This is a genomic window from Streptomyces sp. NBC_00203 (assembly GCF_045206325.1).
GTDB classification, from domain to species: domain Bacteria; phylum Actinomycetota; class Actinomycetes; order Streptomycetales; family Streptomycetaceae; genus Streptomyces; species Streptomyces lutosisoli.
The window spans coordinates 7,756,305-7,776,208 of the sequence record NZ_CP108126.1 but is presented as its reverse complement, the minus strand read 5'-3'; the positions used below and the strand labels follow the sequence as shown (position 1 = coordinate 7,776,208).

The 19,904-nt window shown below is 65.7% G+C and carries 6 protein-coding genes, 1 tRNA gene and 3 rRNA genes; 1 reads left to right on the top strand and 9 read right to left on the bottom strand.

Translation table 11 applies throughout. The features are described from left to right. Positions 1–95 precede the first annotated feature (95 nt). The 4 genes from OG975_RS34730 to OG975_RS34715 all read right to left on the bottom strand — a co-directional run bounded on the left by OG975_RS34730 (position 96) and on the right by OG975_RS34715 (position 10,622). Positions 96–950, bottom strand: coding sequence for a helix-turn-helix domain-containing protein (locus tag OG975_RS34730; protein WP_406333259.1), 855 nt, complete (start codon positions 948–950; stop codon positions 96–98). A 310-nt stretch (positions 951–1,260) separates the two neighbouring features. Then, positions 1,261–3,969, bottom strand: a complete 2,709-nt coding sequence (locus OG975_RS34725) for a DNA translocase FtsK (protein WP_406333257.1) — start codon at positions 3,967–3,969, stop codon at positions 1,261–1,263. A gap of 124 nt (positions 3,970–4,093) precedes the next feature. Continuing rightward, on the bottom strand, positions 4,094–4,777 hold the full coding sequence (locus tag OG975_RS34720; RefSeq protein ID WP_028802361.1) for a two-component system response regulator: 684 nt from the start codon (positions 4,775–4,777) through the stop codon (positions 4,094–4,096). A gap of 343 nt (positions 4,778–5,120) precedes the next feature. After that, the gene (locus OG975_RS34715) at positions 5,121–10,622 is read right to left on the bottom strand and encodes a HAMP domain-containing protein (protein ID WP_406333256.1); all 5,502 of its coding nucleotides are present in this window, start codon (positions 10,620–10,622) and stop codon (positions 5,121–5,123) included. Between the two features lie 317 nt (positions 10,623–10,939). On the opposite strand from OG975_RS34715, the gene OG975_RS34710 reads away from it, so the two are divergent. After that, positions 10,940–13,687 carry a SpoIIE family protein phosphatase gene (locus OG975_RS34710; RefSeq protein WP_406333254.1) on the top strand — a complete coding sequence of 916 codons (2,748 nt, stop codon included), beginning with the start codon at positions 10,940–10,942 and terminating at the stop codon, positions 13,685–13,687. 63 nt (positions 13,688–13,750) lie between these two features. Here OG975_RS34710 and OG975_RS34705 read toward each other — a convergent pair. The 5 genes from OG975_RS34705 to OG975_RS34685 all read right to left on the bottom strand — a co-directional run bounded on the left by OG975_RS34705 (position 13,751) and on the right by OG975_RS34685 (position 19,864). Next, positions 13,751–13,826 (bottom strand) — tRNA-Thr (locus tag OG975_RS34705). Positions 13,827–13,920: 94 nt separating this feature from the next. Then, positions 13,921–14,583, bottom strand: coding sequence for a DegT/DnrJ/EryC1/StrS family aminotransferase (locus OG975_RS34700; protein ID WP_330310309.1), 663 nt, complete (start codon positions 14,581–14,583; stop codon positions 13,921–13,923). A gap of 114 nt (positions 14,584–14,697) precedes the next feature. After that, positions 14,698–14,814: ribosomal RNA gene (gene rrf / locus OG975_RS34695) — 5S ribosomal RNA — on the bottom strand. An 86-nt stretch (positions 14,815–14,900) separates the two neighbouring features. Continuing rightward, a 23S ribosomal RNA gene (locus OG975_RS34690) occupies positions 14,901–18,023 on the bottom strand. 315 nt (positions 18,024–18,338) lie between these two features. Next, positions 18,339–19,864 (bottom strand): 16S ribosomal RNA (locus OG975_RS34685). Together the 16S, 23S and 5S rRNA genes form the textbook arrangement of a ribosomal RNA operon. Positions 19,865–19,904: the final 40 nt, after the last annotated feature.

Below are 19,904 nucleotides of genomic sequence, written 5' to 3'. Positions count from 1 at the left end.
CCACGTCGACGGGGTTGGCCGATCTTGGCCAACCCCGTACCGGCATACCCCTTCGGACCGTTATTCGCCCTGGGGCCGTTGTCCGGCCTGGGCCGTTACCCGACCTGGGGGTCGCCCTTCGTATACGTGAGGCGCTCGACGGCGCCGGGCTGGAAGTCGTCCTCGATCTTCTTGCCGTTCACGTACAGCTGGATCGCGCCGGCGTCACCGAGGATGAGGTTGATCTTCGCGCTGTCCTGGAAGGTCTTCGAGTCACCCTTCTTGAGCAGCCCGTCGAAGAGCATCCGGCCGTTGTGGTCCTTGGCCGAGATCCAGCTGCGTCCGTCCACGGCGCTGACCTGCACGGTCACCTTGTCCTGCGGGGCGGCCGCGATGGCGCTGTCGGAGGGGTCCGGCTTCGGATCGGCGGGCTTGCTGGTCTCCGACTTGGGCGAGGCCGACGTACTGGTGGTCGGTGTGGACCCCTCGGCGACCTGCGTCTTCGTGTCGTCCCCGCCGCTGCCCTTGACCACGGTGAACCCGACGAAGCCGATCACCGCGACGATCGCGGCGACCATGGCGGCGGTCCAGTTCGGCCCGCGCCGCTCGGGGCGGATACGTTCCGCCTCGAAGAGCGGGGCGGCCGGCGTCGGCGCGGGACGCCCGCCGTGGTCGGCGTCGTACCGGGCGAGCAGCGGGGCGGGATCGAGGCGGACGGCGCGTGCCAGGGTCCGGATGTGACCGCGCGCGTAGACGTCGCCGCCACAGGGGGCGAAGTCGTCCTGCTCGATCGCGTGGATGATGGCGATGCGGACCCGGGTGGCGTTGCTGACGTCGTCGACAGTCAGCCCGGCCTCGATGCGTGCCTGCCGCAGGGCACGGCCGATCGAGAACTGCTCGGCCTCGCGGTCGTCTTCGAACGGACGCTCGTCTTCGGGGGAGTTGCCGTCAGGGGAGTTGCCGATGGACACGGGGGCGCCTTTCGAGCGTGTAGCCACCTGTGCTGGAGGTTCAGTCTAGGGGGGGTACGAAAGGGTGGGGCAACCGGGCGGTGGGACTTTGTACGCCATCAGAATGGCCGGTCATCCTGATGCTGGGACATGTGTGTGTCCCTTCGCTCAACTTGACGTACGCCGAAGGGAAACGGTTGCCCGCCCTTCCCTTACGGGTGAGTCACGTTCGAATATCAACGAACCACCGTCGGACGCCCCGCTCCATGACCGGCCGCCGCGAACCCATCCGCACGGTGCCCGACCTGTCCCGTTTCCTCCGCCGAAGGCTCTACGCTTCAGCTTCCCCGCGAATCACGGCGAGCACTCCATCCAGCTCATCACCCTTCACAAGAACGTCACGCGCCTTGGAACCCTCACTGGGGCCGACGATGCCCCGGGACTCCATGAGGTCCATCAGGCGCCCGGCCTTGGCGAAGCCCACACGCAGCTTGCGCTGGAGCATCGAGGTGGACCCGAACTGCGAGGTGACGACCAGCTCGGCGGCCGCGCACAGCAGGTCGAGGTCGTCGCCGATGTCCTCGTCGATCTCCTTCTTCTGCTTGGTACCCACGGTGACGTCGTCCCGGAAGACCGGCGCCATCTGGTCCTTGCAGTGCTGCACGATCGCCGCGACCTCGTCCTCGGTGACGAAGGCGCCCTGCATACGGGTGGGCTTGTTGGCGCCCATCGGCAGGAACAGCCCGTCGCCCTTGCCGATCAGCTTCTCGGCGCCCGGCTGGTCGAGGATGACCCGGCTGTCGGCGAGCGAGGAGGTGGCGAACGCGAGCCTGGAGGGCACGTTCGCCTTGATCAGGCCGGTGACGACGTCGACGGACGGCCGCTGGGTGGCGAGCACCAGGTGGATGCCGGCCGCGCGCGCGAGCTGCGTGATGCGCACGATCGAGTCCTCGACGTCCCGTGGTGCGACCATCATCAGGTCGGCGAGCTCATCGACGATCACCAGCAGATACGGGTAGGTCTTGAGCTCCCGCTCGCTGCCTTCCGGCGTCTTGAGCTTGCCGTCGCGGATGGCCTGGTTGAAGTCGTCGATGTGCCGGTAGCCGAACGCCGCGAGGTCGTCGTAGCGCAGATCCATCTCCCGTACGACCCACTGCAGCGCCTCGGCGGCCCGCTTCGGGTTGGTGATGATCGGCGTGATCAGGTGCGGAATGCCCTCGTAGGCGGTCAGTTCGACCCGCTTGGGATCGACGAGGACCATGCGGACGTCCTCGGGGGTCGCACGGACCATGACGGACGTAATCAGGCAGTTAATGCATGACGATTTGCCGGAACCGGTGGCTCCGGCGACCAGCACGTGCGGCATCTTCGCCAGGTTGGCCATCACATAGCCGCCCTCGACGTCCTTGCCGAGCGCGACCAGCATCGGGTGGTCGTCCTCGGCGGCATCGGCCAGCCGCAGCACATCCCCCAGGTTGACCATCTCACGGTCGGTGTTCGGGATCTCGATGCCCACCGCGGACTTGCCGGGGATCGGGCTGATGATCCGCACGTCGGGGCTGGCGACGGCGTACGCGATGTTCTTGGTGAGCGCGGTGATCCGCTCGACCTTCACGGCGGGGCCGAGCTCGACCTCGTAGCGCGTGACCGTCGGACCGCGTGTGAAGCCGGTGACCGCGGCGTCGACCTTGAACTCCATGAAGACGTTCTGCAGCGAGGCGACGACCGCGTCGTTGGCGGCGCTGCGCGTCTTGCCGGGGCCGCCGCGCTCCAGGAGGTCGAGCGACGGCAGGGAGTAGGTGATGTCGCCGGAGAGCTGGAGCTGTTCCGCGCGCGGGGGCAGGTCGCGCGGCTCGGCGGGCGCGGCCTTGGTGAGGTCGGGCACGACCGACTCGACCGGCAGGGCCTCCTGCTTGGGCCGCTTGGCGCCCGGGGGGAACTTGGCACGCGCGGCCGGTACGGGTGTCGTCTCCTCGTATCCGTCGCGCTCCACGGTGACGCCCTGCGTCAGGTCGGCGACCAGCGGCGAGGGCGGCATCCCGTGCAGCACGGCTCCGTCGAGCGCGGCTGCGGCGGCCGCGGCGACGTCCACCGCGTCCATCGGCCGGTTCATGTCGGGCTGCTGCACCGCGGGGCGTCTGGGGCGGCTCCGGCGCTTGGTGAGCGCCTCCTGCTCGGCACTGTCGGGGTCGTACTCCTCAGGGGCGCGCGAGCGCCTCCGGGAGCGCGCGGGGAGCGCCTCGCGCCACTGGTCGTCGTAGCGCTCGTCGTCCTCGCCCAGTTCGTCCTCGTCGACGTCGGCGTGGACGACGCCCAATTTCTGGCCGAGCAGCCGCAGCCGCTGCGGAATCGCGTTGACCGGGGTCGCCGTGACGACGAGCAGCCCGAAGATCGTGAGCAGCACAAGGAGCGGTACGGCGAGGACGTCGCCCATCGTGTACGTCAGCGGGGTGGCCGCGCCCCAGCCGATCAGACCGCCGGCGTCCCTTATCGCCTGCATGCCGTCGCTGCGCGCGGGCGCCCCGCACGCGATGTGGACCTGACCGAGGACGCCGATCACGAGCGCGGACAGGCCGATCACGATGCGGCCGTTGGCGTCGGGCTTCTCGGGGTGCCGGATGAGCCGGGCCGCGATGACGCCGAGCAGTATCGGGACGAGCAGGTCGAGGCGGCCGAAGGCACCGGTCACCAGCATCTCGACGAGGTCGCCCACCGGGCCGCGCAGATTGGACCACGTACCCGCCGCGACGATCAGGGACAGGCCGAGCAGCAGGAGCGCGACACCGTCCTTGCGGTGCGCCGGGTCGAGGCCCTTCGCGCCCCGCCCTATGCCGCGGAACATCGCCCCGACGGCGTGCGCGATGCCCAGCCACACGGCGCGTACGAGTTTGTACACGCCCGCGGTCGGGTTGGGCGCCGGCGCGGGAGCGGGCTTCTTCGCCGCGGTCTTCTTGGCGGGGGCCTTCTTCGCCGGAGCCTTCGTCGGAGCGGCCGCCTTCTTCGCGGGCGGCTTCTTGGCTGCGGACTGACGTGAGGCCATGTGTGTGAGGTTACCGGTGGAGACGACAGCGGACACGTGTGCCCAGTGCTTCACCCGTTCGTGTCGCCCTTGCCTGGGACCAAAACTGACGCCTGCTCACTCAGAACGCACGGCTCGGTGGCGCTCAGTTCTGCGACGGCACCGAAGGTGCCCCGCTCCCTGTGCCCGGCTCCAACGCGTCCAGTGCCCTGCGCAACCCCGTGAGTTTGCGTTCGAGATGGGCCGCGGTCGCCACCGCCGCCGCGTCCGCCGAGTCGTCGTCGAGTTGCTTGGACAGCGCCTCGGCCTGTTCCTCAACGGCCGCGAGCCGCGCGGAGAGTTCGGCGAGGAGTCCGGCGGGCTCCTTGGCCTCGCCGAGTGCCGCCTTGCCGCCGCCCTCCAGCTGAAGCCGCAGCAGGGCCGCCTGCTCCCGGAGTTGGCAGTTCTTCATATAGAGCTCGACGAAGACGGAGACCTTCGCGCGCAGCACCCATGGGTCGAACGGCTTGGAGATGTAGTCCACCGCACCCGCCGCGTACCCCCGGAAGGTGTGGTGCGGGCCGTGGTTGATGGCGGTGAGGAAGATGATCGGGATGTCCCGGGTCCGCTCTCGCCGCTTGATGTGCGCGGCGGTTTCGAAACCGTCCATGCCTGGCATCTGGACGTCCAGCAGAATGACCGCGAAGTCGTCCGTGAGCAGCGCTTTGAGCGCTTCCTCCCCGGACGATGCCCGTACCAGTGTCTGATCGAGCGCGGAGAGGATCGCCTCCAGCGCCAGCAGATTCTCCGGCCGGTCATCGACCAGGAGGATCTTGGCCTTCTGCACCATGGCCCGCCCTCCTCGCCCCGGCATGGGGCCTCCCCTGTCCGCAGGACTTGGGGAAGCACCGGGCGCCGCCCCAGGGGACGACTCCCTTGCGCCGCCCGTCCTTGTGCCGGTCATGGTAGCCGCACCCCGCCTGTCGCCACACCCTGTCACCGCGATGTCACTGTGCACGTAGCAGAAACGTAGCGGGAGACCAGAAGGTTCCCCGAATCCCGTACTTCTACACGGCTTCGGCCACAGTCAGTTATGCGCGGTCCGGCCTGCCGCACCGCCGGTTCGGCGTGCACGGCCCGGCGTTCCGGTCACCGACATCGCGTCGCTACCGGACTCGCCGGACAAGAGTCTGTCACCCTTCACGCATCCACTGCTCCATCACAGAGAGCAGGTGATCGGGATCGACCGGTTTCGTCACGTAGTCGGAAGCTCCTGACTCAATTGCCTTCTCCCTGTCGCCCTTCATGGCCTTCGCCGTGAGCGCGATGATCGGCAGCCCGGCGAACTGCGGCATACGCCGAATCGCCGTCGTCGTCGCGTATCCGTCCATCTCGGGCATCATGATGTCCATCAGGACGACCGTCACATCGTCGTGCTGCTCCAGAACTTCGATGCCCTCGCGGCCGTTCTCGGCGTACAGCACCGAAAGGCCGTGCTGCTCAAGGACGCTGGTCAGCGCGAACACATTGCGGATGTCGTCGTCGACGATCAGCACCTTGTCGCCCTCGAACCGGATGCCACGGCGAGGCTGCGGCGCCGCGTCCTGCTGGCCCGGAGCCGCCCACGGCTCCTGAGCCGCGCCCCCGGCGCCGTTCGGCTGGCCCGGCAGCGCGGTTCGCTGGTCGACCGCGGACACCGCCCTGCGTCGCCTCCTGAAGAGCGCGGCGGGCCCGTTCTGGGTCTCCTGGTACGACTTCACCTCGGCGGGGGTCTCGATGCCGACCCCGGACAGCTCGGCCTCAGAGGCCAGCAACTCCCCGGCCTCCAGCGCCGGCGCGAGCTGCCCGTAGCCCTGGGGCGGCAGTTCGCTGGGGTGCAGCGGCAAATACAGCGTGAACGTGGAACCGCGTCCCGGCTCGCTCTGCGCGTGGATCTCGCCGCCCAGCAGCCGCGCGATCTCCCGCGAGATGGACAGCCCCAGACCCGTACCGCCGTACTTCCTGCTTGTCGTGCCGTCCGCCTGCTTGAAGGCCTCGAAAATGACCCGCATCTTGCTGGCCGCGATGCCGATGCCGGTGTCCGTCACGGAGAACGCGATCAGATCGGCGTCCGCGTCCCGCAGTGAACCGGCCTCCAGAAGCTGTTCCCGGATAGCCACCGGAACGTCCGCCCCGGCGGGCCGGATCACCAATTCGACCGCTCCGGAGTCGGTGAACTTCACCGCGTTCGAGAGCAGGTTGCGCAGCACCTGGAGGAGGCGCTGTTCGTCGGTGTGCAGCGTGGCGGGCAGTTCCGGCGAGACCCGTACGGAGAAATCGAGGCCCTTCTCCGCGGTCAGCGGACGGAAAGTGGCCTCTACGTAGTCGACGAGTTGGACCAGCGCGATGCGTGTCGGCGACACGTCCATCTTGCCCGCCTCGACCTTCGACAGATCGAGGATGTCGTTGATCAGCTGGAGCAGGTCGGAGCCCGCGCCATGGATCGTCTCGGCGAACTCGACCTGCTTCGGGGTGAGGTTCGTGTCCGCGTTGTCGGCGAGCAACTTGGCGAGAATCAGCAGGGAGTTGAGCGGTGTGCGCAGCTCGTGCGACATGTTCGCCAGGAACTCGCTCTTGTAGCGCATGGAGACCGCGAGCTGTTCGGCGCGCTCCTCCAGGACCTGCCGGGCCTCTTCGATCTCGGTGTTCTTGACCTCGATGTCCCGGTTCTGCTGGGCCAGCAGCTCGGCCTTCTCCTCCAGCTCCGCGTTGGAGTCCTGGAGCGCCTTCTGCCGGTTCTCCAACTCGGCCGACCGCTCGCGGAGTTGCTCGGTGAGCTCCTGCGACTGCCTGAGCAGCACCTCCGTCTTGGTGTTGACGGAGATCGTGTTCACACTGGTCGCGATCATCTCGGCGATCTGATTCAGGAAGTCCTTCTGGATCTGCGTGAACGGCGTGAACGACGCCAGCTCGATCACGCCGAGCACAGTCCCCTCGAAGAGCACCGGAAGCACGATCACCTGCGCCGGGGGCGCCTCACCGAGCCCCGACGAGATCTTCAGATAGCCGCTCGGCGCGTTCTCCACCAGGATCGTGCGCTTCTCCTGGGCGGCCGTCCCGATCAGCGCCTCACCAGGCCGGAACGACGTCGGCATGGAGCCCATCGAGTAGCCGTACGACCCGAGCATGCGCAGCTCGTACGCGTCCTCGTCCTCGGCGACCGCCTCCTTGCCGTCGACCAGCGGCATGGAGAGGAAGAACGCGCCGTGCTGGGCGGAGACGACAGGTGTCAGCTCGCTCATGATCAGCGAGGCCACGTCGTCGAGGTCGCGGCGCCCCTGCATCAGGGCGGAGATGCGGGCGAGGTTGCCCTTGAGCCAGTCCTGCTCCTTGTTGGCGATGGTGGTGTCGCGCAGGTTGGCGATCATCTTGTTGATGTAGTCCTGAAGTTCCTGGATCTCGCCGGAGGCGTCCACGTCGATCTTCAGGTTCAGGTCGCCGCGGGTCACCGCGGTCGCCACGCGCGCGATGGCACGCACCTGCCGGGTCAGGTTCCCGGCCATCTCGTTCACCGACTCGGTGAGGTCGCGCCAGGTGCCGTCGACGTCACGCACGCGTGCCTGGCCGCCCAGCTGCCCCTCGGTGCCCACCTCGCGGGCGACTCGGGTGACCTCCTCCGCGAAGGACGAGAGCTGGTCGACCATCGTGTTGATGGTGGTCTTGAGCTCCAGGATCTCGCCGCGCGCGTCAATGTCGATCTTCTTGGTCAGGTCACCCTTGGCGATGGCCGTCGTGACCATCGCGATGTTGCGCACCTGGCCGGTCAGGTTGGACGCCATCCCGTTCACGGACTCGGTGAGGTCCTTCCACGTACCGGACACGCCCGGCACGCGCGCCTGCCCGCCGAGGATGCCGTCCGTGCCCACCTCGCGGGCCACCCGGGTCACCTGGTCCGCGAACGAACTCAGCGTCTTCACCATCGTGTTGACGGTGTCTGCGAGCTGGGCGACCTCGCCGCTCGCCTCGACGGTGACCTTCTTGGTGAGGTCGCCGTTGGCCACCGCCGTCGCGACCTGGGAGATGTTCCGCACCTGACTGGTCAGGTTGTTAGCCATCAGGTTGACGTTGTCGGTCAGGTCCTTCCAGATGCCCGTGACCCCGGGCACCCGCGCCTGACCGCCCAGGTTGCCGTCGGTGCCCACCTCGCGGGCCACCCGGTTCACCTGCTCGGCGAAGTTCGAGAGCTGGTCGACCATCGTGTTGACGGTGGTGACGAGTTCGAGGATCTCGCCCTTCGCGTCGACGGTGATCTTCTTGGACAGATCACCCTTGGCGACCGCGGTGGTCACTTCGGAGATGTTGCGCACCTGGATGGTCAGGTTGTTCGCCATGAAGTTCACGGACTGCGTGAGGTCCTTCCAGGTGCCGGAGACACCCTGCACCTCGGCCTGACCGCCGAGGATGCCCTCGGTGCCCACCTCGCGGGCCACCCGCGTCACCTGGTCCGCGAAGCTCGACAGCTGGTCCACCATCGTGTTGATGGTGTTCTTCAGCTCAAGGATCTCGCCGCGCGCGTCGACATCGATCTTCTGCGACAGGTCGCCTCGGGCCACCGCCGTGGAGACCTGCGCGACGTTGCGCACCTGAGCGGTCAGGTTGCCCGCCATGCTGTTCACGGAGTCCGTCAGGTCACGCCACACACCGGCAACGCCGGGCACCTGCGCCTGACCGCCGAGACGGCCTTCCGTGCCCACCTCGCGGGCCACCCGGGTCACCTGGTCCGCGAAGGCGGAAAGCTGGTCGACCATCGTGTTGATGGTGTTCTTCAGCTCCAGGATCTCGCCGCGCGCGTCGACATCGATCTTCTGCGAGAGATCACCGCGGGCCACCGCCGTGGTGACCTGGGCGATCTGACGTACCTGCGAAGTCAGGTTCCCCGCCATGAAGTTGACGGAGTCGGTGAGTTCCTTCCAGGTGCCGCTCACACCGTCCACGCGGGCCTGACCGCCGAGGCGGCCCTCCGTGCCCACGTCCCGGGCCATCCGCGTCACCTGGTCGGCGAACGACGACAGCTGATCCACCATGGTGTTCACGGTGTTCTTCAGCTGGAGCATCTCGCCGGAGACATCGACCGTGACCTTCTGCGACAGGTCACCGTTGGCGACCGCCGTCGTCACCTGCGCGATGTTGCGCACCTGGCCCGTCAGGTTCTGGAACGCCGTGTTGACGGAGTCGGTGAGGTCCTTCCAGGTACCGGCCACACCCGGGACCTGCGCCTGGCCGCCCAGTTCACCCTCGACACCGACCTCGCGCGCCACACGCGTGACCTCGACACCGAACGACGACAGCTGGTCGACCATCGTGTTGACGGTGTTCTTCAGCTCCAGCATCTCGCCGGCGACCTCGACGCTGACCTTCTGGGAAAGGTCACCGTTGGCCACGGCCGTGGTCACCGCGGCGATGTCGCGCACCTGGATCGTCAGGTTCCGGAAGACCGTGTTGACGGAGTCCGTCAGGTCCTTCCACGTCCCCGCCGCGCCCGGCACGTTCGCCTGCCCTCCGAGCCGCCCCTCGCCGCCGACCTCGTTGGCCACACGCGTGACCTCGTCCGCGAACGTCCGCAGCGTCTCGGTCATCTGGTTGATGGTCTCGGCCAGTTGCGCGACTTCACCGCGCGCGCTGACCGTCACCTTCTGCGACAGATCACCGCTGGCGACCGCCGTCGTCACCTGAGCGATCCCGCGCACCTGAGCCGTGAGGTTGCCGGCCATCAGGTTCACCGAATCGGTGAGGTCCTTCCACACACCGGCCACACCGGGCACCTGCGCCTGGCCGCCCAGCTCGCCCTCGGTGCCCACCTCGCGCGCGACTCGCGTCACCTCGGAGGAGAAGGAGGACAGCTGGTCCACCATCGTGTTGACGGTGTTCTTGAGCTCCAGCATCTCGCCGGCCACGTGAACCGTGACCTTCCGGGACAAGTCACCCTTGGCGACCGCCGTCGTCACCAGAGCGATGTCACGCACCTGGGCCGTCAGCCGGTACGCCATGGTGTTGACCGAATCCGTGAGGTCCTTCCACGAACCGGACATCCCACGCACCCGGGCCTGCCCACCCAGCTTGCCCTCGGTACCCACCTCGCTGGCCACCCGCGTGACCTCGTCGGTGAACGTCGACAGCTGGTCGACCAGATTGTTGACCGTCCGCCCGACCTTGAGGAACTCCCCGCGCAGCGGATGCCCGTTGCCGTCCGGCGCCTGCGCCCGCAGCTCCATACGCGGCGACAAGTCGCCCTCCGCGACCGCGGACAGCACCCGGCCGACCTCGGACACAGGCCGTACGAGATCGTCGACGAGCGCGTTGGAGGCGTCGATCGCCGCCGCCCACGAGCCTTCACAGGCGCCCGTCTCCAGCCGCTCCGTGAGCTTTCCCTCACGCCCGACCATGCGCCGTACACGCGACAGCTCGCCCGTCAGATGCAGATTACGGTCGGCCACTTCATTGAAAACCGCCGCAATCTCGGACATCACGCCGTCGCCGGAAACCGTGAGCCGCTTGCGGAAGTTGCCGTCCCGCATCGACACCAGGGCCACGAGCAGCCGGTTCAGGGCAGCCGTGTCCACCGCCGTGGTGCCATTGCGCGGTGTGCGCCCGTTGTTCAGGGACTGTCCGCCTTTCGCGCGCGTCTTATTGCCCCGCGTCGCTGCGCCAGACTCCACTGTGTCCCTCCCGCAAGGGTCGACCATTAATGCTCGGCGTACTCGGGTACTTCTGCTCTGCGTGCTGGAAGGCGTTCAGCCTGCCCGGACCTTCTCCTGGAGCTTGCCCAGTGTTTCACCCCGGCTGAACCAGGCCATAACAGTTCGGCAGCTTCGCACATCGTCCGCACACCTCTGGGCGGAAACACAGGCGACCGGCATCCGCATGGACGGCGAAGGTAAGTAACCTTGCATGCGGCTGTCCAGCGGCGCCGGTCCCGTCCGGCCTGGGCGGTGGCACGAGCACGAGCGGGCAGGCATCGGAGGGGCGCCGCACCATGACCACCGGACTGCATCCTGGGGGATCGTCCCAGGATCCCCGGCCGACGGGGAACCACGCTCTGCCCCGGCAGGAGCAAGTCGGCCACGGAGCGCTGCACGCCGACAACCGGACGAGGAGTTCTGTGATCACCGCGCGCGCGGCCGCCAGTTTCGAGCCCCTGGGGCGATCCGTCGCGACCGCCCGCTCCTTCGTCCGTGACACCCTCCAGGGCTGGGGCTTCGCCGACGTGGTCGACGACGCCGTGGTCCTCACCAGCGAACTCGTCACCAACGCTGTCGTGCATGCGGGCACCTCCGCGGACGTCCTGTGTCTGCGCAGCGACGACGGCGTACGCATCGAGGTGGCTGACCGCTACCCGGAACGTGAAATTCCACTCCAGGCGACGGCTGTGAACATGGGCAGCCCCGACCGCGAGGGCGGCCGCGGCCTCCAGCTGTGCGCAGCCCTGGCCGGCCGCTGGGGCGTCGAGTACACGCCCACCCACAAGCAGGTCTGGTTCCAGATCGACCTCCCCGAGCGCCCGGTGGGCACCCGCACCGCCGGCCCCTCCCTCCCCGCCGACCTCCTCCCGCTCGCCGACGGCCGCGTCCGCGTCGCGGTCATCCAGATCGACCGCGTCGGCGCCATCAACGCCTGGAACGAGGACGCGGAGGAACTCTTCGGTTACGCCGCCGAGCAGGTCACCGGCAAGCCGCTCACCGACCTCGCGGCCTGGCCGCACACCCCCGGCACCAGCACCGGCATCGTCGAGGCCCTCCAGCTCTCCCGCTGGGAGGGCACTTACGGCATCCGCGCCGCCACCGGCCGCGTCACCCCCGTATACGCATCACACCTTCGGGTACGCGACACGGGCGGCGAACCCTCCACCGTCTGCCTCCTCGTACGCGACCACGAACGCGCCGTCCTGCAGACCCCGTTGCGCGTCTCGGCCACCGACACGACCACCAGCTCCGAAGGCCAGGCCTCCGACCCCTTCGAGGTCTTCATCGGCTCTCCGGCCCCCGACGACCTGGACGGCCTCCTCCAGCGCACGGTGGAGCGCGCCCGCGACATGCTCGACGGCGACTCCGCCTTCCTGCTCCTGGCGACCGACGACGAAACGGAGTTGGAGGTACGAGCCTCGACGGGCCTCCCCTCCGCCCGCCAGCGCTTCGCCCGCGTCCCCGTCGAGGCGGGCCCCGGCCGCTACGGCTCGGCCCGCATGCCCGCCGTGCACGAGGACCTGATGGTGGTCCCCGGCGCCGTCCCGCTGCTGAGCGGCACCGGCATGCGCTCGGTCGTGACGGTCCCACTGAAGGTCGAGGGCCGCCTCACCGGCTCGCTCGGCGTCGCGGCCGAGTCGCCCGGCAGATACTCCAACGAGGAGGCCCTGCGCCTCCAGTTCGCCGCCGACCGCATCGCCCTGGCGGTGGAATCGGCCCGCCTGGGCGAGCTGGAACGCCTGCGCCGCGGCTCCCTGTCCTTCCTCGTCGAGGCCTCCGACCTCCTCGCCGGCACCCTGGACCGCGACCAGACCCTGGCCCTCATGGCCCAGATGACGGTCCCGACCCTGGCCACCTGGTGCGCCGTCTACACAATCGCCGACCAGGCCTCGGACCCGTATCTCTCGTACGTCCTGCACGAGGACGAGGAACGCATCGACGGCCTCAAGGCGTTGCTCTCGAAGATCGCCCCGCCGGACCCGGTCCCCACCCCGGGCGCCCGCGTCTGGTCGGCACCCGCCGAAGCGGCCCACCAGGCGGCCCTGCGCACGTCCATGCGCAGCCTGGGCCTCGGCGCGCCCACTTCGGTGAGTTCCGGCATCGGTACGACACTGGCGACGGCCTCGGCGGTCGGCGGCGAGACGGTCGTACTCCCCCTCGTGGCCCGCAACCGCGTCATCGGCATGCTGACGCTCGGCAAGCCGTCGGACGAACACTTCCGGCAGGAAATCCTGGAACTGGCCGAGGACCTCTCCCGCAGGGCCGCCCTGGCACTCGACAACGCCCGCCTGTACTCGGAGCGCATGGCCATCAGCCAGTCCCTCCAGCGCAGCCTCCTGCCCCCGGAGCTCCCGCACATCGACGGCGTCGAGGTCGAGGTCATCTACCGCGCGGCCGGCGAGGGCAACGAGGTCGGCGGCGACTTCTACGACCTCTTCCCGATCCGCGACGGCGCGTACGGCTTCGCCATCGGCGACGTCTGCGGTACGGGCCCGGAGGCGGCCGCGGTCACGGGCCTGGCCCGGCACGCGCTCAGGCTCCTGGCCCGCGAGGGCTACGGTGGCCCGGCCGTCCTGGAGCGCCTGAACTCCGCGATCCTCGACGAGGGCGCCCGCAGCCGCTTCCTGACGCTCCTGTACGGCGAGTTGTGGCCCCAGGAGGACGGCAGCGCCGTACTGAAGGTGGTCTGCGCCGGCCACCCGCTCCCGCTGCGCCTACGCCAGGACGGCACGGTCGAACCGGCCGCAGAACCGCAGCCGCTGCTCGGCGTCATGGAAGACCTGGAGCTGTACGAGCAGACGATCACCCTTGACCCGGGCGACGTCCTGCTGTGCGTCACGGACGGCGTCACGGAACGCCGCGAGGGCACCCGCATGCTCGGCGACGACGGCCTCACGGACGTCCTCACCACCTGCACGGGCCTGACGGCGGGCGCAGTCGCCGCCCGCATCATGCGCGCGGTCGAGCGCTTCGCCTCCGACGCCCCGTCCGACGACATGGCGATTCTGGCGATGCGCGTTCCCGGTCTTCAGAAGAACTGAGGCCGGGTTTCATCCGGGGTACGAGAAAGGCCCCCGCCTGTAAGGGCGGAGGCCTTTTCTTGCTGGAGCCCCCCAACGGAATCGAACCGTTGACCTTCTCCTTACCATGGAGACGCTCTGCCGACTGAGCTAGGGGGGCCAGTCGCCTTCTCGAGGTTTCCCTCGCGGCAACGAAATAGATCATACCCCGAACAGAGGCGTGCTCCCAACCCGTCCCGCTGAATCCGGCTGAATCAGAAGGCGGGCTGCAGCAATCCGCCCAGCGCGTTGCACGCGGAGACGATCCGATGCATCTCCCGCTTCGTCAACGACGCGTCCACGGGCAGCGCGAGGGTCTCGTCCGCGGCCCGCTCGGTCTCCGGAAGATGCACGTCCCGACGGAACGCGGGCATGCGGTGCACCGGCGTCTTCACCGGCACCCGGCACTCAACTCCCCGAGCCCGTACGGCCCGTGCGAAGGCGTCCCGGTCCGGCCGCCCATTGCCCGGCACCCGCACGACGTACTGCTGGTACGTGTGCCCATCACCGCCGTCCGGCGTCCACACACCGCTGAGCCGCCCGTCCAGATACGCGGCCCGCTCCCTGCGCTGCGCGATCTCGTCGTACGGCGCCTCGGACTCACCCTGCTCCAGCAGCAGGAGGCCGAGCCGCTGCCCAACCTCCCGCAGCCGCACCATGTCTGCCGTCCGCCCGAAGCGGTGTACGACAACCAGAGCCGCCGACCGGGGAGTTACGGCGGACTCGACCGCCCTCGCGTCCAGGCAGTAGGTCGCCGGGTCTATGTCGGCGAAGACGACCGTCGCACCGGCCTGCGTCACGGCCTCGGCGACCTCGACGTTCCCGAACGCCGGCACGATGACCTCGTCACCGGCTCCGACACCCGCGGCCCTGAGCATTGCAGCAGTACCCATGCTGCGGATGTTTGCCGCGCAACGTGAACTGCAAGTGACGCAAAACAAAAAAGAGCTGGTCCCTGAACCGAAGTTCAGGGACCAGCTCTATTAATAATAGTTCGGCGGCGTCCTACTCTCCCACAGGGTCCCCCCTGCAGTACCATCGGCGCTGTGAGGCTTAGCTTCCGGGTTCGGAATGTAACCGGGCGTTTCCCTCACGCTATGACCACCGAAACACTATGAAACTGTCAACCGGAGCCGTGGCATAGCTACGACGGTTGTTCGTGGTTTCAGAACCAACACAGTGGACGCGAGCAACTGAGGACAAGCCCTCGGCCTATTAGTACCAGTCACCTCCACCCGTTACCGGGCTTCCAGATCTGGCCTATCAACCCAGTCGTCTACTGGGAGCCTTACCCTCTCAAGGAGGTGGGAATACTCATCTCGAAGCAGGCTTCCCGCTTAGATGCTTTCAGCGGTTATCCCTCCCGAACGTAGCCAACCAGCCATGCCCTTGGCAGGACAACTGGCACACCAGAGGTTCGTCCGTCCCGGTCCTCTCGTACTAGGGACAGCCCTTCTCAATATTCCTACGCGCACAGCGGATAGGGACCGAACTGTCTCACGACGTTCTAAACCCAGCTCGCGTACCGCTTTAATGGGCGAACAGCCCAACCCTTGGGACCGACTCCAGCCCCAGGATGCGACGAGCCGACATCGAGGTGCCAAACCATCCCGTCGATATGGACTCTTGGGGAAGATCAGCCTGTTATCCCCGGGGTACCTTTTATCCGTTGAGCGACGGCGCTTCCACAAGCCACCGCCGGATCACTAGTCCCGACTTTCGTCCCTGCTCGACCCGTCGGTCTCACAGTCAAGCTCCCTTGTGCACTTACACTCAACACCTGATTACCAACCAGGCTGAGGGAACCTTTGGGCGCCTCCGTTACTCTTTAGGAGGCAACCGCCCCAGTTAAACTACCCATCAGACACTGTCCCTGATCCGGATCACGGACCCAGGTTAGACATCCAGCACGACCAGACTGGTATTTCAACGACGACTCCACAAACACTGGCGTGCCTGCTTCAAAGTCTCCCAGCTATCCTACACAAGCCGAACCGAACACCAATATCAAACTGTAGTAAAGGTCCCGGGGTCTTTCCGTCCTGCTGCGCGAAACGAGCATCTTTACTCGTAGTGCAATTTCACCGGGCCTATGGTTGAGACAGTCGAGAAGTCGTTACGCCATTCGTGCAGGTCGGAACTTACCCGACAAGGAATTTCGCTACCTTAGGATGGTTATAGTTACCACCGCCGTTTACTGGCGCTTAAGTTCTCAGCTTCGCCACCCCGAAGAGTGACTAACCGGTCCCCTTAACGTTCCAGCACCGGGCAGGCGTCAGTCCGTATACATCGCCTTACGGCTTCGCACGGACCTGTGTTTTTAGTAAACAGTCGCTTCTCGCTGGTCTCTGCGGCCACCCCCAGCTCATGAAGTAAATTCAATCACCGGTGATGGCCCCCCTTCTCCCGAAGTTACGGGGGCATTTTGCCGAGTTCCTTAACCATAGTTCACCCGAACGCCTCGGTATTCTCTACCTGACCACCTGAGTCGGTTTAGGGTACGGGCCGCCATGAAACTCGCTAGAGGCTTTTCTCGACAGCATAGGATCATCCACTTCACCACAATCGGCTCGGCATCAGGTCTCAGCCTTAATGTGCGACGGATTTGCCTATCGCACGGCCTACACCCTTACCCCGGGACAACCACCGCCCGGGATGGACTACCTTCCTGCGTCACCCCATCACTCACCTACTGCAGGTCTGGTCCGTCGGCTCCACCACTCCCCTTTGCCCGAAGGCTCCGGGGCGGCTTCACGGACTTAGCATCGCCTGGTTCAATGTTTGACGCTTCACAGCGGGTACCGGAATATCAACCGGTTATCCATCGACTACGCCTGTCGGCCTCGCCTTAGGTCCCGACTTACCCTGGGCAGATCAGCTTGACCCAGGAACCCTTAGTCAATCGGCGCACACGTTTCTCACGTGTGTATCGCTACTCATGCCTGCATTCTCACTCGTGAACCGTCCACCACTGCCTTCCGGCGCGGCTTCACCCGGCACACGACGCTCCCCTACCCATCACAGCGGGCGTTGGCCCTATTGCTGCAATGACACGACTTCGGCGGTACGCTTGAGCCCCGCTACATTGTCGGCGCGGAATCACTAGACCAGTGAGCTATTACGCACTCTTTCAAGGGTGGCTGCTTCTAAGCCAACCTCCTGGTTGTCTCTGCGACTCCACATCCTTTCCCACTTAGCGTACGCTTAGGGGCCTTAGTCGATGCTCTGGGCTGTTTCCCTCTCGACCATGGAGCTTATCCCCCACAGTCTCACTGCCGCGCTCTCACTTACCGGCATTCGGAGTTTGGCTAAGGTCAGTAACCCGGTAGGGCCCATCGCCTATCCAGTGCTCTACCTCCGGCAAGAAACACACGACGCTGCACCTAAATGCATTTCGGGGAGAACCAGCTATCACGGAGTTTGATTGGCCTTTCACCCCTAACCACAGGTCATCCCCCAGGTTTTCAACCCTGGTGGGTTCGGTCCTCCACGACCTCTTACAGCCGCTTCAACCTGCCCATGGCTAGATCACTCCGCTTCGGGTCTTGAGCGCGCTACTGAATCGCCCTATTCGGACTCGCTTTCGCTACGGCTTCCCCACACGGGTTAACCTCGCAACACACCGCAAACTCGCAGGCTCATTCTTCAAAAGGCACGCAGTCACGAGAGTGCATGCAAGCATGCACTCCGACGCTCCCACGGCTTGTAGGCACACGGTTTCAGGTACTATTTCACTCCGCTCCCGCGGTACTTTTCACCATTCCCTCACGGTACTATCCGCTATCGGTCACCAGGGAATATTTAGGCTTAGCGGGTGGTCCCGCCAGATTCACACGGGATTTCTCGGGCCCCGTGCTACTTGGGTGTCTCTCAAACGAGCCGTTGATGTTTCGACTACGGGGGTCTTACCCTCTACGCCGGACCTTTCGCATGTCCTTCGCCTACATCAACGGTTTCTGACTCGCCTCACAGCCGGCAGACTGTGAAAGAGAGATCCCACAACCCCACATGCGCAACCCCTGCCGGGTCTCACACGCATATGGTTTGGCCTCATCCAGTTTCGCTCGCCACTACTCCCGGAATCACGGTTGTTTTCTCTTCCTGCGGGTACTGAGATGTTTCACTTCCCCGCGTTCCCTCCACATACCCTATGTGTTCAGGTATGGGTGACAGCCCATGACGACTGCCGGGTTTCCCCATTCGGAAACCCCCGGATCAAAGCCTGGTTGACGGCTCCCCGGGGACTATCGTGGCCTCCCACGTCCTTCATCGGTTCCTGGTGCCAAGGCATCCACCGTGCGCCCTTAAAAACTTGGCCACAGATGCTCGCGTCCACTGTGCAGTTCTCAAACAACGACCAACCACCCATCACCCCCGGTTACCACCGGAGTTCACTGGGGCCGGCACTGAAGGCAGCCGTAATCGGCCGTACCTTCAGACACCCAACAGCGTGCCCGACACCCTCGCCACTCATGATCAGCTTTCCACGCCCCGAAGGACAGTACTCACAGCCCGAGATGACTGACGGTGCCGAATAATCAACGTTCCACCCATGAGCAACCACCGTCGAACGTGTGCCGACGTAATGGCCCTGGACCACCAAGCAAAGCTCGGCGGCCTAGATGCTCCTTAGAAAGGAGGTGATCCAGCCGCACCTTCCGGTACGGCTACCTTGTTACGACTTCGTCCCAATCGCCAGTCCCACCTTCGACAGCTCCCTCCCACAAGGGGTTGGGCCACCGGCTTCGGGTGTTACCGACTTTCGTGACGTGACGGGCGGTGTGTACAAGGCCCGGGAACGTATTCACCGCAGCAATGCTGATCTGCGATTACTAGCAACTCCGACTTCATGGGGTCGAGTTGCAGACCCCAATCCGAACTGAGACAGGCTTTTTGAGATTCGCTCCGCCTCGCGGCTTCGCAGCTCTTTGTACCTGCCATTGTAGCACGTGTGCAGCCCAAGACATAAGGGGCATGATGACTTGACGTCGTCCCCACCTTCCTCCGAGTTGACCCCGGCAGTCTCCTGTGAGTCCCCATCACCCCGAAGGGCATGCTGGCAACACAGAACAAGGGTTGCGCTCGTTGCGGGACTTAACCCAACATCTCACGACACGAGCTGACGACAGCCATGCACCACCTGTACACCGACCACAAGGGGGCGACCATCTCTGGCCGTTTCCGGTGTATGTCAAGCCTTGGTAAGGTTCTTCGCGTTGCGTCGAATTAAGCCACATGCTCCGCTGCTTGTGCGGGCCCCCGTCAATTCCTTTGAGTTTTAGCCTTGCGGCCGTACTCCCCAGGCGGGGAACTTAATGCGTTAGCTGCGGCACCGACGACGTGGAATGTCGCCAACACCTAGTTCCCACCGTTTACGGCGTGGACTACCAGGGTATCTAATCCTGTTCGCTCCCCACGCTTTCGCTCCTCAGCGTCAGTAATGGCCCAGAGATCCGCCTTCGCCACCGGTGTTCCTCCTGATATCTGCGCATTTCACCGCTACACCAGGAATTCCGATCTCCCCTACCACACTCTAGCTAGCCCGTATCGAATGCAGACCCGGGGTTAAGCCCCGGGCTTTCACACCCGACGTGACAAGCCGCCTACGAGCTCTTTACGCCCAATAATTCCGGACAACGCTTGCGCCCTACGTATTACCGCGGCTGCTGGCACGTAGTTAGCCGGCGCTTCTTCTGCAGGTACCGTCACTTTCGCTTCTTCCCTGCTGAAAGAGGTTTACAACCCGAAGGCCGTCATCCCTCACGCGGCGTCGCTGCATCAGGCTTTCGCCCATTGTGCAATATTCCCCACTGCTGCCTCCCGTAGGAGTCTGGGCCGTGTCTCAGTCCCAGTGTGGCCGGTCGCCCTCTCAGGCCGGCTACCCGTCGTCGCCTTGGTGAGCCACTACCTCACCAACAAGCTGATAGGCCGCGGGCTCATCCTTCACCGCCGGAGCTTTTAACCCCCACCCATGCGGGCAGAAGTATTATCCGGTATTAGACCCCGTTTCCAGGGCTTGTCCCAGAGTGAAGGGCAGATTGCCCACGTGTTACTCACCCGTTCGCCACTAATCCACCCCGAAGGGCTTCATCGTTCGACTTGCATGTGTTAAGCACGCCGCCAGCGTTCGTCCTGAGCCAGGATCAAACTCTCCGTGAATGTTTACCCGTAATCGGGTGGACACCACGAGAGCGGAACC

Bases quoted from the DNA above. Each gene is read 5' to 3' on its own strand.
- OG975_RS34725 (WP_406333257.1), bottom strand. From the start codon at position 3,969: ATGGCCTCACGTCAGTCCGCAGCCAAGAAGCCGCCCGCGAAGAAGGCG.
- OG975_RS34720 (WP_028802361.1), bottom strand. From the start codon at position 4,777: ATGGTGCAGAAGGCCAAGATCCTCCTGGTCGATGACCGGCCGGAGAAT.
- OG975_RS34710 (WP_406333254.1), top strand. From the start codon at position 10,940: ATGACCACCGGACTGCATCCTGGGGGATCGTCCCAGGATCCCCGGCCG.
- OG975_RS34700 (WP_330310309.1), bottom strand. From the start codon at position 14,583: ATGCTCAGGGCCGCGGGTGTCGGAGCCGGTGACGAGGTCATCGTGCCG.